This window comes from Bradyrhizobium canariense (assembly GCF_900105125.1).
GTDB lineage: Bacteria > Pseudomonadota > Alphaproteobacteria > Rhizobiales > Xanthobacteraceae > Bradyrhizobium > Bradyrhizobium canariense_A.
Genome location: NZ_LT629750.1, coordinates 5,234,706 through 5,247,735, shown reverse-complemented (window position 1 = coordinate 5,247,735; position 13,030 = coordinate 5,234,706). Strand labels below are relative to the sequence as shown.

At 63.8% G+C, this 13,030-nt stretch carries 10 protein-coding genes and 1 tRNA gene; 7 read left to right on the top strand and 4 right to left on the bottom strand.

The window, feature by feature from the left end; all coding sequences use genetic code 11:
- Positions 1-122: 122 nt before the first annotated feature.
- From BLV09_RS24925 to BLV09_RS24895, 7 genes are all read left to right on the top strand, one after another.
- A complete protein-coding gene (locus tag BLV09_RS24925) occupies positions 123-860 on the top strand; it encodes a uroporphyrinogen-III synthase (protein ID WP_146689280.1) in 738 nt (245 codons plus the stop codon).
- Between the two features lie 231 nt (positions 861-1,091).
- A complete protein-coding gene (locus BLV09_RS24920) occupies positions 1,092-2,264 on the top strand; it encodes a COG4223 family protein (RefSeq protein WP_433994356.1) in 1,173 nt (390 codons plus the stop codon).
- Positions 2,265-2,271: 7 nt separating this feature from the next.
- Positions 2,272-4,026, top strand: a complete 1,755-nt coding sequence (locus BLV09_RS24915; protein WP_146689278.1) for a heme biosynthesis protein HemY — start codon at positions 2,272-2,274, stop codon at positions 4,024-4,026.
- A gap of 161 nt (positions 4,027-4,187) precedes the next feature.
- Positions 4,188-4,263: transfer RNA gene (locus BLV09_RS24910), tRNA-Thr, on the top strand.
- A 121-nt stretch (positions 4,264-4,384) separates the two neighbouring features.
- Entirely contained in the window at positions 4,385-4,768 is a 384-nt protein-coding gene (locus BLV09_RS24905) for a hypothetical protein (protein WP_146689277.1), read from the top strand.
- A 206-nt stretch (positions 4,769-4,974) separates the two neighbouring features.
- Positions 4,975-6,498, top strand: coding sequence for a hypothetical protein (locus tag BLV09_RS24900; RefSeq protein WP_146689276.1), 1,524 nt, complete (start codon positions 4,975-4,977; stop codon positions 6,496-6,498).
- Between the two features lie 205 nt (positions 6,499-6,703).
- The gene (locus tag BLV09_RS24895) at positions 6,704-8,149 is read left to right on the top strand and encodes a hypothetical protein (protein ID WP_146689275.1); all 1,446 of its coding nucleotides are present in this window, start codon (positions 6,704-6,706) and stop codon (positions 8,147-8,149) included.
- A 1-nt stretch (position 8,150) separates the two neighbouring features.
- Here BLV09_RS24895 and BLV09_RS24890 read toward each other — a convergent pair whose 3' ends face one another.
- The 4 genes from BLV09_RS24890 to BLV09_RS24875 form a co-directional block, all read right to left on the bottom strand.
- Positions 8,151-8,834 (bottom strand): class I SAM-dependent methyltransferase, encoded by a 684-nt coding sequence (locus tag BLV09_RS24890; protein WP_146689274.1) that lies wholly within the window; start codon positions 8,832-8,834, stop codon positions 8,151-8,153.
- Between the two features lie 10 nt (positions 8,835-8,844).
- Complete coding sequence (locus tag BLV09_RS24885) at positions 8,845-9,843, bottom strand: glycosyltransferase family 2 protein (protein WP_146689273.1); 999 nt, start codon at positions 9,841-9,843, stop codon at positions 8,845-8,847.
- A 209-nt stretch (positions 9,844-10,052) separates the two neighbouring features.
- Positions 10,053-11,615: a hypothetical protein gene (locus BLV09_RS24880; RefSeq protein WP_146689272.1), complete on the bottom strand. Its 1,563-nt coding sequence runs from the start codon at positions 11,613-11,615 to the stop codon at positions 10,053-10,055.
- A gap of 131 nt (positions 11,616-11,746) precedes the next feature.
- On the bottom strand, positions 11,747-12,790 hold the full coding sequence (locus BLV09_RS24875) for a polysaccharide deacetylase family protein (RefSeq protein ID WP_146689271.1): 1,044 nt from the start codon (positions 12,788-12,790) through the stop codon (positions 11,747-11,749).
- Between the last annotated feature and the right edge of the window lie 240 nt (positions 12,791-13,030).

The window sequence follows — 13,030 nt, the reverse complement described above, 5'->3', positions numbered from 1 at the left end:
TTATTCAATTTGAGCCCTTGCGCTATGTGCTAAAGCGGCGTTTGCCTGTCCCCGGTAGCATTGCGGGGTCTTGAAGTGCAATCTTCCGCTACCCTAAAAGCGGTGTCCTGAGAGTTTGATGCATGGTTGTTCTCGTTACCCGCCCGCATCCCGACAATGAGACCACGGCGGCGGCGCTGCACGCCAGGGGTTTTGAGGTCCTGCTGGCGCCGATGCTGCGGTTTGAACCGCTGCCGTTCCATGATGACGCGGACGCGCGTTACGGTGCGGTCATTGTCACCAGCGCCAATGCGTTGCGCGGCTTCGAGTCTCATCCGGAAGGCGAACGGTTGCTAAAGCTGCCGCTGTTTGCCGTCGGCGAACATACCGCCGCTGCCGCCCGCCGCGCCGGTTTCGCCAAGGTGATCTCGGCCGATGGCGATGCCGCCAGCTTGCGCGATTGCGTGCTCGCCGCCGTGAAGGCCAAGGAATTGAAGAGAGCCAGCACGCTGCTCTATCTGGCGGGGGCCGATCTGGCGCGCGATCTTGCCGGCGAACTCGGTCAGCGCGGTTTTACCGTCGTCACCCACACCACCTACCGGATGGCACCGGTCATCGATCTGCCGCGCGAAGCGAGCCGCGGCTTTGCGGCCAATCAGGTCGATGCGGTGCTGCACTATTCGCGGCGCAGCGCGCGCGCATTTTTGGACGCCGCGCGGGCGGCTGGCGTCGAAATCTCGGCCCTCGCCATCCCGCAATGCTGTATCTCCGATATGGTCGCCTCTGTTGTCCGCGACGCCGGGGCCACCCAGGTGCTGACCGCGCGATCGCCGGATGAAAATGCCTTATTAGAGGCCCTCGAACGTGCGTTGCGGCCCTGATCGCGCTACAAAGCGTTTTCAAAGGAAGCCCGCCCCGGACCCACGATCCGGGATAGATGCTGATTGTGTCAGGAAAACGCGTCAGACCAAAAGATGAGACCCTCGGTTCTGGTTCAATTGGAGCCGAGGCGCTAACAGGGCGCGCCGAACCTGGTGATATCCGACTGCAGCCAATGAGGAACACTCGCAATGTCCGATGACAGGCCCGAAGACACCGAGGCGTCGCCGGATGTGGGCCGGGTCAAGCGCGCACCGCCCACCATCGATCTCCAGGCCACCGAAGTCACCCAAGAACCCCAGAATATGGCTGGCGATGCCGCGCCGGAACCCAGGCCCGAGGCCGAGTCTCAGGACAAGCTTCGGGACGAAGTTCAAGACCAACCTCGGGACGAACCCTTGGACAAACCTGAGAACTCCGCGCGGCAGAAACCGCCCGCTGCAATCTCGCCCTGGGTGATTGCCCCCTTTTCTGGCGCGGTCGCCGCGGCGCTTGTCATTGGCGTCGGCTGGGTGCTGGGCTGGCCCGCGATTCAGCCGGCGACAACAGCCGCGCCGCAGGTCAGCGCGGCGGCGGTCGATGATCTCGCCGCGCGCGTTGCCAGCATGGAGTCGAGGGTCAACAAGCCCGCCGCGTCCGATCCGGCCGCGTCGGCGCGGGTGGCGGCGCTGGAAAAATCGGTTGCTTCGCTGCGTGACGAAGTGACGGCCGTGCAGGCGCAATCGGACAAGCTCGCCACCGCCGTCGCCGGCGCCAAACCGGCGCCGGGCGATGCAGCCGCGGCTGTGGATTTGTCGGGGATTACCGAGCGCCTCAATCAGCTCGAGCGCGCAACACGCGCCGAGAGCGCCGCGGTCGCGAAGGAAAGCGCCAAGCCCGCGGATGACACGGCGCTGCGTCGCCTCGTGGTAGCATCCTTGCTCGACATCTCGGTGCGGCAGGGCGATCCGTTTACGGCAACACTCTCGGCCGCCAAATCGCTCGCGCCCGATCCGGATGCGTTGAAGCCGCTCGAAGCTTTTGCCGCGACCGGCGTGCCGACCGCAGCCGGCTTAAGTCGCGAGCTGCTCACGCTTGTCCCGAAGCTGGCGCCGCCGGCACCGGGAAACGACGCCCCGAGTTCGAGCCTGGTCGATCGTCTGCAGGCGGGCGCGTCGCGGCTGGTCCGCATCGAGCGCACCGATGGCGTCGGCAACGACCGCGGCGCGATCGTTGCCCGAATGACGGCTGCGGCGCTGCGCAACGATTCCAGCGAGGCGAGGCGCGAATTGAACACGCTGTCGCCGGCCGATCGCGCCGCCGCCCAACCCTGGATCGACAAGGCCGATGCGCGCGATGCCGCCCTGGCTGCATCGCGCCAATTTGCAGCGGACGCCACAGCGGCGCTCGCCAACCCCCCGCAATAGGCTTTCGATGATCCGGATCGTTTTGTTTCTGCTGTTGATTGCGCTCGCCGCTGCGGGTGCGGCCTGGGTCGCCGATCAAACCGGCACCGTCATGTTGTCGTGGGCCGGCTGGCGGGTCGAAATGACGCTGCCGGTGTTCGCGCTGGCGCTCGGCCTCACCATCGTTGCGGCGATGCTGGCGTGGGCCATCATACGCGCACTCTGGCGCGCGCCCGGGCATATCCGGCGCAGCCGGCGCGAACGGCGGCATGCGCGGGGCCGCCATGCCGTCACGCAAGGCCTGCTCGCGATCGGCCACGGCGATGCCAGCGCGGCGCGCGCCCATGCCGAGGTCGCCCGCCGCCATGCCGCACAGGATCCGCTGGCGCTGTTGCTGCACGCACAATCCGCGCAGCTCGACGGCGATCGCGCCGGCGCGCAGCGCGCCTTCCGCGCCATGGCCGAACGCGAGGATACGCGGCTGTTGGGCCTGCGCGGATTGTTCATCGAAGCCCAGCGCGCCGACGATCCGGTCGCCGCCGTCATGATTGCGGAAGAAGCCTTGAAACTCGCGCCGGGGTCGACCTGGGCCTCGCATGCGGTGCTGGGATTTCGTTGTGCCAAGGGCGACTGGAGCGGCGCGCTGTCGATCCTCGACAATAACCTGGCGTCAGGATTGATCGACAAGGTCGCGTACCGCCGTCAACGCGGCGTGCTGCTGACGGCGCGCGCGCTGGAACTGGAAAATGTCGACCGCGATCTGTCGCGCGACAGCGTGATGGAGGCGGTAAAGCTTGCGCCGACGTTGGTGCCGGCCGCGGTGCTCGCGAGCAAGTATGAAAGCGAGGCGCATCAGGTGCGGCGCGCGATGCGGTTCGTGGAGACGGCATGGCTGGCGCAACCGCATCCCGATCTTGCGGACGCCTATGCGCATGTGAAGTTGGGGGATTCTGCGCGGCAGCGGCTGGTGCGCGTCGAGACACTGGCTGCGAAAGCGCCCGGTCATATCGAAGGTGCGCTGGCGATTGCACGTGCGGCGATCGACGCCACGGAATTTACCCGCGCACGCGAAGTGCTGGCGCCGTTCATCGCAGCCCCGACGCAGCGGGTGGCGATGCTGATGGCGGAGATCGAGCGGACCGAGCATGGTGACAGCGGACGGGCGCGCGCCTGGACCTTGCGCGCCGTTCGCGCGCTGCATGATCCGGTCTGGACCGCGGACGGATATGTGTCCGCCTCCTGGCGACCGGTGTCGCCGGTGTCGGGGCGGCTCGATGCTTTCCAATGGCTGACGCCGGTCGCGGCGCTGCCTTCCGACAAGGGCGCAGCGATCGAAGCCTCGCCCTTTGAGGAAGCGATGCTGGCGCCGCCAGCGCCACGGCGCGACGCGGCGCCTGCGGAAAATCCGGTCGAGCCACCGGCCAAGCCAATCGAGGACGCCTCCGAGCCTGTCGTCATCCAAAACGAGCCGGTATCCTCAGCCGCGCAGGACAATTCGCCGGCTCTGGCCCCGGCCATTGAACCAGTGCCGGTCGCGCCGCCTGCACCGTCCCCGCCACCGGCCGAATTGCCACAGGTCACAGCCGCGCCCTTGTTCCGCGCGCGCCACGACCTGCCCAAAACCGCCCCGTCGAGCATTCCAGCGGTGATTCCGATTTTGCGGGCGCCTGACGATCCCGGAATCGATGACGAGGGGACACGCGACGAATTCGCGGAACAAATCGGCCCATCACGGGGCCAGGCTGGGGGCTGGCGTGGATTTCTGTCCCGCTGGGGCGGCTGATTCCAGCCCGTATACCCGCGTTTTCCTTGCCAATCGGAGCCGCTCCCGATATCAGGTGGCACGCGTTTTCGACCCCGGCCGAGTGCGCCCGCCAAAGCGTTTTCGAGCGAGGCGGGTTGCCGGTTCGCGCAGAGAAAACGCGTCAATAAAGGCTCTGGTCCGCCGCAATAGCTCAGTTGGTAGAGCACGTCATTCGTAATGACGGGGTCGGGGGTTCGAATCCCTCTTGCGGCACCAGCCCCTCAAAATATCGAATGATGGACGCTTCCCAGGCGGCATAAGCGCTCAAGTGATCCGTCCCACATAATTTCCCTCAAGGTCGGTTTAGCGTCTTCGCCAATCCAGCGAGGGATTTCACATGCGTAAATTCATTCTGATCGCGGCGATGGTTCTGGCGTCCGCATCCGTCCGGGCCGACGAAGCGCGCAGCCTGACGCAGGGACCGAGCGACCAGCCGGCCGCGGCCGAGCAAAGCCAGCCCTCCGAGGCGTCGACATCGGCCGCGGCGCCGAGCGTGGCGGACACGCCGAAATTCGTCGAACGGCCCTCCGCCGTCGCGGCCACCCCAACCACCGGGCAGACGAAGATTGATCCGGCCAAGGATAGGGTCAAGGACACAGTCAAGGATACGGTCAAGCCGGTCGTCGCCCAGGCGCCGAAGGCGCAAAAGTCGAAGCATAAGCGCTACTGGACCGAGGGCCGTATCATCGGCGAACTGCATCGGCACGGCATCTATTGGTAAAGCCGACAGAAAGCGCCTTGGATCCGATCCCGCGCGCGCTTTTTGTTGTGCGCGCGCGTTTGCCAACGCTACCCCGCGAATTTTATCCCGGAACCGCCCGCGCGACGTTCTGGCCCATAGCGGTCCCATCCCGAAAAATGCCTGCCGAAAATGCGGCGTTAACGCTCACCCGCTAGCGTGGCGCGGTTCGCTCGCAGGACAGCGCCATGACTTCGAACATCGATGCCGTATCTCGCATTCCGCTTCGCGATTCGGCAGACCGCGAGAAGCTCTCGCTCTTGCCGTGGTTCCTGATCGCCCTTGTGTTTGCGGTAGCGATCCTGCTGCGGCAGGTCGTGCCTCTCAATACCGACGTGAGCTGGCTGCTCACCGTCGGCGAGCGCGTATTGGACGGCGAGCGGCTCTACGTCGATATCGTTGAAATCAATCCTCCGATGTCGGTCCTGGCCTACCTTCCCGGCATTGTCTTGGCGCGCGCCCTGGGCCTCGATCCAAAATATGTAATCGATACCCAAATTCTGCTGCTTGCCGCCGCCTCGCTGCTGGTGACCGCGCGCATCCTTCGTCTCTCCTCGATGCTCGACAAGGTGAGATGGGCTTCGTTGGCCATTTGGGCGGCGGCCGTGCTGACGATCCTGCCGATGCACGTCTTTGGACAGCGTGAGCATATTGCGACGCTCACATTTTTGCCGGCGCTGGCAGTCTATGCGCTCCGCAGCAACCGCGAGCCGCTTCCGCTTTGGGCGATCCTGACGGCAGGTGTCGGGGCCGGCATCACGCTCGCCTTCAAACCCTATTTCGCCATTCCTGCCATTTTATGCGTCGTTATGTCGGCCGTCCGTGCGCATTCCTGGCGTGTGCTTTTTTCGCCCGAGAATGTGATCGCCGGCGGGCTGGTGACCGCGTTCAGCTTTTACACTTATGTCTTCTACCCGGAATATTTCACGGCGACGTATCCGCTGGTTCGCGACATCTACCTGTCCTGGTCGATGCCTGCGTCGGTCGTGCTGCTTAATTCGGCAACGCTGATCTGGCTCATCGCCGTCATCTCGATCTTTTTGGTACGGAGAACGAACGAGCTGGATTCAGCAGCCCTGGTGACGCTCCTGGCGTCGTTTGGATTTGCGATCTCGTTTTTTCTGCAGGGACGGGGCTGGGCCTACCAATCCTATCCGATGGTCGCACTGGTTTTGCTAGGAATGGGATATGTGCTGACGGGCGCAGCCAGTATTCAAGCAGGCTCTCGTCGCTTCGAGATCGCGGCGATGTCGATGCTGGCTGCGACCTTCGTCGTCGGCAGCCAGTGGTTCAACGCGCAGGTCTATGTCGGGCCCATCGAGGGCGCGGTTGCCGCTCTCAAACCGCATCCAAGAATTCTGGTATTGAGCGGCGAAGCAGCCATAGGCCATCCATTGGTGCGAACACTCCATGGCGTATGGGTCTCGCGGCAGGAGAGTTTGTGGGCGCGCGAATTCGTGCGGCTTACGCGTGAGCATAATTCGATCGATCCGCAGACCGACGCCAGGTTGAATGGCTATCTGGCGCAGGAGAGGACCTGGCTGATCGAAGATTTCAAGAGTCTGCCGCCCGACGTTGTTCTGATCGATAATCTGCGCGATGGCTGGGGTGCGTGGGCACGCGCCGATGCGGAGTTGACGCAACTCCTCAGGCCTTACACGCTCGTGCAGTCGATCGAAGGGATCGATATCCTGCGCCGGACAGAGCGATAGTACCCCGTCGTTTTTGGGAGCATTGCCGACGTTTGCCAGGGTTTGGTTCCGTTCTTCGTCTGCGATGTGATGCAAGCATGCCGTTCATCGTGACGACGTCGGCGCCGATCCAGCACGACATCATGCGGGTGCCGTTAGCGGAGCCGCCGGCAGCACGGGCGGACCGCAAAGAAGAATTAATACTGCCGCCTTACCTTCGCTGCTCATGAGCGATGAGGTCATTCTGAGCGCGGCCAAACCGTTCCCGGCACGGGCAGCGCTGCCCTGGCTGGTGGGCGCGGCCGTCTATGCCCTGCTGCTGACGCTCGGGCCGCGGCTACTGAGCGATCCGGACAGCTATTCTCATATTGCGGTCGGGCGCTGGATCATGGCGCACGGCGCGGTGCCGGCGAGCGACCCGTTCTCCTTTTCCATGTACGGCGCGCCCTGGATCAGTTTCGAATGGCTGTCGGAAGTGATCTATGCGGCGGTGTATGCGCTTTCCGGCTGGGCCGGCGTGGGGGCGCTGGCGGCGGCCGCGATCGCGCTCGCCGTCGGTCTGCTGACGCACTTCCTGCTGCGCGAGTTGTCGCCGAAACTGACGCTGCTCATGGTCATGGCGGCGATGATGCTGTTGGCGCCGCATATGCTGGCGCGGCCGCACGTGCTGGCGCTGCCGATCATGGTGGCCTGGGCGGCGGCGCTGGTGCGCTGCATGGACCGCCGTGCGCCCCCGCCTTATTTGGCGCTTCCGTTGCTGGTGCTGTGGGCCAATCTGCACGGAAGCGTGGTGCTGGCGCTCGGGCTGATTGGGCCCGCGGTGCTCGAGGCGCTGCTGGACGAGAAGCGCAGCGAATGGCCGCGCGTGCTTTTGCGCTGGTTGCCGTTCACGGTCTTGGCGGCAGCAGCGTGCTGCCTGACGCCCTACGGGCCGGGCCCACTGCTGATACCGCTCAAGACGCTCGGCCTCGGCGCGGCGCTCGGTTGGATCGCGGAATGGCGGCCGCAGGACTTTGCCCATATCGGTACCTTCGAGTTCCTGCTGCTGGCGGGTATCTTCGCGCTGTCGCGCGGAGTGACGCTGCCGGTGGTGCGGGCGCTGGTGGTGCTCGGCCTGCTGCATTTCGCGCTGGCGCAGGTGCGCAATGCAGATCTTTTGGCGATGTTGGCGCCGCTCTATCTGGCGGCACCGCTGGCGCGGCAGTTAGGCGAGCGGGCCGGGGATGATGCGGCCGGCTCAGTGCGCGCCATCAACCTGACGGCCCTGGGCGTGATGATCGTGGCGACCGCGCTGGCGCTGGTGCGCGACGTGCGTCCGGCGCCGAACAACACGCCGGAGGCGGCGATTGCCAATGCCGATCTCGCCAAGGCGGGACCCGTGCTCAACGATTATGCGTTCGGTGGCTATTTGATCTTCGCCGGCATTTCCACTTTCATTGACGGCCGCGGTGAATTGTACGGCGGCGAATTCATCGCGCGCTACAATCGCGATGTGTCGCTGGCCGACCTTCCCGATTTTCTCAAACTGCTCGACCAGTACAAATTCGGCGCAACGCTGCTCGCGCCGGACACGCCGGCGGTGGCGCTGCTCGACCGCTTGCCGGACTGGCAGCGCGTCTACAGCGATGACGTGGCGGTGGTGCACAAGCGGCGGGATGTGTCGAGGAAATAGCTCAGGCGGTGCCGAAAGCGGCGTATTGCGCGCCGATGGGCACGTTGCTTAAAGCACCTTCGACGTACCGCGCCGGCTTCGCCTCCCAGGGCAACAGCAGGAAGTGGCGCGCGCCGATCTCGCGCAAGCCACCGGCCGCCATCAATTTTCGCGCCTTGCCGGCGCCGAGCAGGACGGCATCGCGGTCGAATTCGCAGCGCGCAACGGCAAGGCGGGTCAGCGGATTGAGCGGATTGTGCTCGATGACGCAGATAAGCCCTCCGGGCCGCACCGCACGCCGCATCTCGTTTATGAAATGCGCCCATTCGGCGGGCGCGACATGGTGCAGCACGCAGATCGCGGTCACCAGATCGAAGCTGGCGTCGTCGAAGGGAAAGCTCTTGCCGTCGAAGGTACGGTAGTCGACCTCGCGGTTGTCGGTCTGCGCCTGTGCGATGCTGGCCGAGGAAACATCAATACCGACCAGGCGGCCGACCATGCCGCGCAGCAAGGGATGAAAGCTACCAACACCGCAGCCGACATCGAGCATAGCTGGTTTTTCCGGCCCGAGCCGTTGTGCGATCAATTCGCGCAATAGGTCGGCCTTGGCGCGCATGAAGAAACTGTGCGGCAGGCCGGAGAAGTCGATCGAGGATTGGACCACGTCCCGGTAGTTGCTGCGGTAGCTGTCGAACAGTTCGGTCATGCGGGCGCGCCTATTCGTGTACGGCGTGGATCGCGGGGTGCGCTGGCGCGGCCAGGTCGCGCTCGAAGCCGAGCCGCTTCTGCACCACATAGAGCGGGCGGCGCTTCACTTCGCCATGGATACGGCCAACATAAAGTCCGACAATGCCGGTCATCAGCATGTTCATGCCGCACAGCAGCGACACGATAACGATGGTCGAGGACCAGCCGGCAACCAGATGGCTGTCGTTGCTCATCCACAACGCCAGCACCCAGCCGCCGTAGAGCAGCGCCAGGCCTGACACCACGAGCCCACACCAGATCGCCAGCCGCAACGGCGCATCGGAAAACCCGAGCGCCGCGTTCATGGCGAGCCGCACCATCTTGAACAGCGGGTATTTGGTTTCGCCAGCGGCGCGCTCGAGGCGATGAAAAGTCACTTCGGTCTGCCGGAAGCCGAGCCAGGCGATCATGCCGCGCACGAAGCGGTCCTGCTCCGGCATCTGGCGCAGCGCGTCGAGCACCTTGCGGTCGATCAGGCGGAAATCGCCGACGTCGGCCGGAATCCCGACCGAGGACATGCTGCCGAGCATCCGATAGAATAAATGGGCGGTGGCACGCTTGAACCGGCTTTCGCCGGCGCGCGACAGACGGCGCGCATAGACGACGTCGTAGCCTTCCTGCCATTTGGCAATCAGTTGTTCGACGATCTCGGGCGGGTCCTGCAGGTCGGCGTCCATGACGATGATCGCTTCGCCCTGCGTCGCGTCCATGCCGGCGGTGATGGCGACCTGGTGGCCGAAATTGCGCGACAGGCCGATATAGCGGAAGCGCGGGTCGCGCTTGGCGAGCGCCTGCAACACGACGGGGCTGGAATCGCTGCTGCCGTCGTCGACGAAGATCGCCTCCGCCGGCCCGCTCAGCCGGGTGAGCAGCAGGTCGAGCCGGCGCAGCAGCACCGGCAGCACGGCTTCCTCGTTGAAAACCGGGATGACGATGCTGTAGCTGATCGGCTTGGAATCGGCCGCCATTTGAGAGCTTCCACTCCGTTGAAGTGGCGGAAGTCTAGAACGCCGGTGGTTAAGGCGGCCTTGCCGTAACCGTTAAGGACGGCTCGGTTTCGAGTCGTTTTCGGGCAGTTTTCGCCGGTTCCTGTTTGGATACGGTCAGCGGGACGCGGCAGGCCGAACACGCTGCGCTCAAAACGCGGAGAGCCATCGGAAGCCGGCGCGCCCTTGAGCTAGGGCGCGCGATGGATTTTATAGAGAACAAAGCGCGCGGAGCTGTCCAATTCCTCCAGCAGGTTTGGCAGCGGGTTCACCACGCGCGGCCCCAGCACATAGAGATAGTCGTAATCCCGGTACCAGGTGCGGATGAAAGGCGGAATGTCAGACACCGTTTGGCCTGCCGCGATCGCGGCAAGCAAGCGTATCGGTATCGGTCCGCCATAGGGGATGGCGAGACGGCGGACGGCGGCGCGCGCCTGCACCGGCTGCTTGCCCACCTCGGTGAACACGTTCGGTACAAAAGCGTTGGCATAATGCACCGCCAGCGTCGGAGCATAAAACATCGGATACCGCGTGAGGTCGTTGAACGGCGGGTCCTCGCTCTCGCCGCTGCCGCCAACGAGCACCAGCGAACCGCGGTCGATCTTGTGGAACGACTCGATAATAGCGGCATAGTCTGCACGGTAAGACAGCCAGACCACAAATACGGTGGCCAGATTGGTGAGCGTGATGCCGGTGACAACGGTGAGCGCAGCAATTGTCCATCGTCGGCTGGGCAGCGACAGCGAGCAGAAGGCCGGAATGATCAAAGCCGCTGCGGGGATCAGCCGGAGGTCGACAAACGAGGTGCCGAACAGCGTCGACGGGATCGCAAGGTAAAGAAACGCAAAGCCGATCGCGAGCCAAATCCCGGCCGGCTCGAGCTTTAGAACGCCGCGTCTGGCTGCGAAATACAGCAACGCCATCAGTGCCAGCGCGCTCGCCGCCGACACCGTCATATTGTAGCCGTTCATAATACGAAAGAGCCAGAGCGGCTTGAATTCAAAAAGCCAAGTTGTGCCCTCGCTTCCGATCGAGCCGGCGGTCAATTGCATGACCCCGAAAAGTGCCACCGCTGGTATTGCAAGCGTCACAAGCCGCAACGCGGCGTCGCGATACGGCACTTTCCGCTCGCAGGCGCGCCACAGCTCATAGAACCCAAGCGTCGCGCCATAGACGCCGAGCGAAAAGAAATGCGCCGCAAACAGCGCCGTGACGAAAACCGCGTTGACGATGAAACGCACCGGCAATGCGCGCTCCGCCACCATCAGATAAGCAGCGATACCCCAGAGCGCGACGCCCAGACCGAATTCGAAATTCACGAAGCCCCAAGTAAACGGCAGGCAGTAGAGGAACATGAGCGCCGCGAAGCCGGCAAGATGGAGACGCCCCTTCACGACACGTTCGAGCCCAAGCGCACCGCCGACGATCAATAATTGGCTCAAGAGCAGAAACAGCCGGGTGGCATTTTCGACGCTGATCAGCCGCGCCATCTGCGGGATCAGCAAATCCATCGCCAGATTGGGATAGAGCGCCCAGGCCACCTCGTAATACGGGTTGGCATCGGGCGTGCCGTTCTGGCTCAGAATGTACATGCGGGCGAGGTGATTGGGATAATCAACCATCGCCGGAATGGGCGTCAGTAGCACGGGGAGAAGCGAGGCGGCGACCAGCAGCGCAAAAACAACAATCGCCGCGAATCGATCCGAGCCGGGCCGCGCCCAGGCCGTCTTGACCTGCCAAACCAAAGAAATCATGTCATGGGACCGCTGGATCTGAGCTTCGGCACGGAGTTTACCGGTAAGGCCAAAACAAAAGACACCCCCGGACAAATCCAGCGGCGCTTTTTAAGTCTCGCGCTCGTGCGGCTCGCCGCCTGGCGAGGCTTTTACTTCGAAACGGTCTGCACCACGCTATTGACCGGCCGCGTGCTGGAGACCGGAACCTTGGCGTCCTTGAGCATCAACTCGTCATATTCCGCGAGCGTTTCCAGCGGCGCCTTGGCTTTCATCTGCACCACCTTGTAGCCGCCGGCTTTCAGACGGCGCAGCAATTCGGGCAGCGCTTCGGCGGTATGCTTCTGGAAGTCGTGCATCAGGATGATGCCTTTGCCTTGCTTGTCGAGCTTGGTCATGACCGTTTCCACGACTTTGTCCGGCGTACTGGCTTTCCTGAAGTCGAATGAATCGAGGTCGCAGGAGAAGATCGCGACGTTGCGCTGGCCAAGATAGGCCATCGCCGCGGGGTTATGCTGCAGCTCCGGGAAGCGGAAGAACGGAGCCGGCGCCGCGCCGAGCGCCAGCTTCACGGCGCTAAAGCCCTTTTCGATTTCGTCCTTGACCTGCTGCTCCGTCAGCTTCTTGCTGTTGAGGTTGGCGTGCGACCAGGTATGCGTGCCGACGGTGTGGCCGGCCGCGGCGACCTGCTTGAGAATCTCCGGATGATAGGTCGCGTGTTTGCCGATCGAGAAAAACACCGCCTTGGTGCACTGGTCGGCGAGCGCCTTGAGTACCGCCGGCGTATTGCCGGGCCACGGACCGTCGTCGAAGGTCAGCACCACTTCCTTGTCAGTCAGAAAATCGAGCTGCTTGAAATGCTCGAAGCCGAAACCCGGTCCACCCGTGGTGTCGACTTCCACGACACGGCTGACGCCAAGCGCGTCCGGATTGGCGCAAGGCGCGGCCGGCTGTGCGGTAACAACAGATTGGGCTGCTGCGGGCGAGGGGGCTGCGGGTTTGCCCGGGATGGCGGCGGTGACGTCGACCGTATCTTCAGCCGCCGCCGCCGCCGGAAGCCGTTCGGCCTGCGCGGCAGTCACGGTGGCGGGAGCCGATGCCAGTTGAGCGTGCGGCGATGACGTCCAGTACCAGACGGCGGCGATCAGAGCCGCCGAAACAACACTCGCCAACATCAGGCCCAGCGCGTTACGCATCGTTTACTCTTTCTCAACACACAGAGTTATTGTCGGAACCGGGGTCGCGGCCTGGTTTGAAATGTCGTCCAGTGGACGACCCGCAAATGTTCCCTGCCGCATCCGGCTCTCGCGTCACTGTCATTAATGAGAAATAGACGTTAACGTCCTGCCAACACGGCCGGCCCGGCCAGGCAATTTTCACTGCGGCGGCGATCCAAAGCGCAGGCAACGCATTGACACGATTGAGATGCCGGAATT

Bases quoted from the DNA above. Each gene is read 5' to 3' on its own strand.
- BLV09_RS24925 (WP_146689280.1), top strand. From the start codon at position 123: ATGGTTGTTCTCGTTACCCGCCCGCATCCCGACAATGAGACCACGGCG.
- BLV09_RS24915 (WP_146689278.1), top strand. From the start codon at position 2,272: ATGATCCGGATCGTTTTGTTTCTGCTGTTGATTGCGCTCGCCGCTGCG.
- BLV09_RS24905 (WP_146689277.1), top strand. From the start codon at position 4,385: ATGCGTAAATTCATTCTGATCGCGGCGATGGTTCTGGCGTCCGCATCC.
- BLV09_RS24900 (WP_146689276.1), top strand. From the start codon at position 4,975: ATGACTTCGAACATCGATGCCGTATCTCGCATTCCGCTTCGCGATTCG.
- BLV09_RS24895 (WP_146689275.1), top strand. From the start codon at position 6,704: ATGAGCGATGAGGTCATTCTGAGCGCGGCCAAACCGTTCCCGGCACGG.
- BLV09_RS24890 (WP_146689274.1), bottom strand. From the start codon at position 8,834: ATGACCGAACTGTTCGACAGCTACCGCAGCAACTACCGGGACGTGGTC.
- BLV09_RS24885 (WP_146689273.1), bottom strand. From the start codon at position 9,843: ATGGCGGCCGATTCCAAGCCGATCAGCTACAGCATCGTCATCCCGGTT.
- BLV09_RS24880 (WP_146689272.1), bottom strand. From the start codon at position 11,615: ATGATTTCTTTGGTTTGGCAGGTCAAGACGGCCTGGGCGCGGCCCGGC.
- BLV09_RS24875 (WP_146689271.1), bottom strand. From the start codon at position 12,790: ATGCGTAACGCGCTGGGCCTGATGTTGGCGAGTGTTGTTTCGGCGGCT.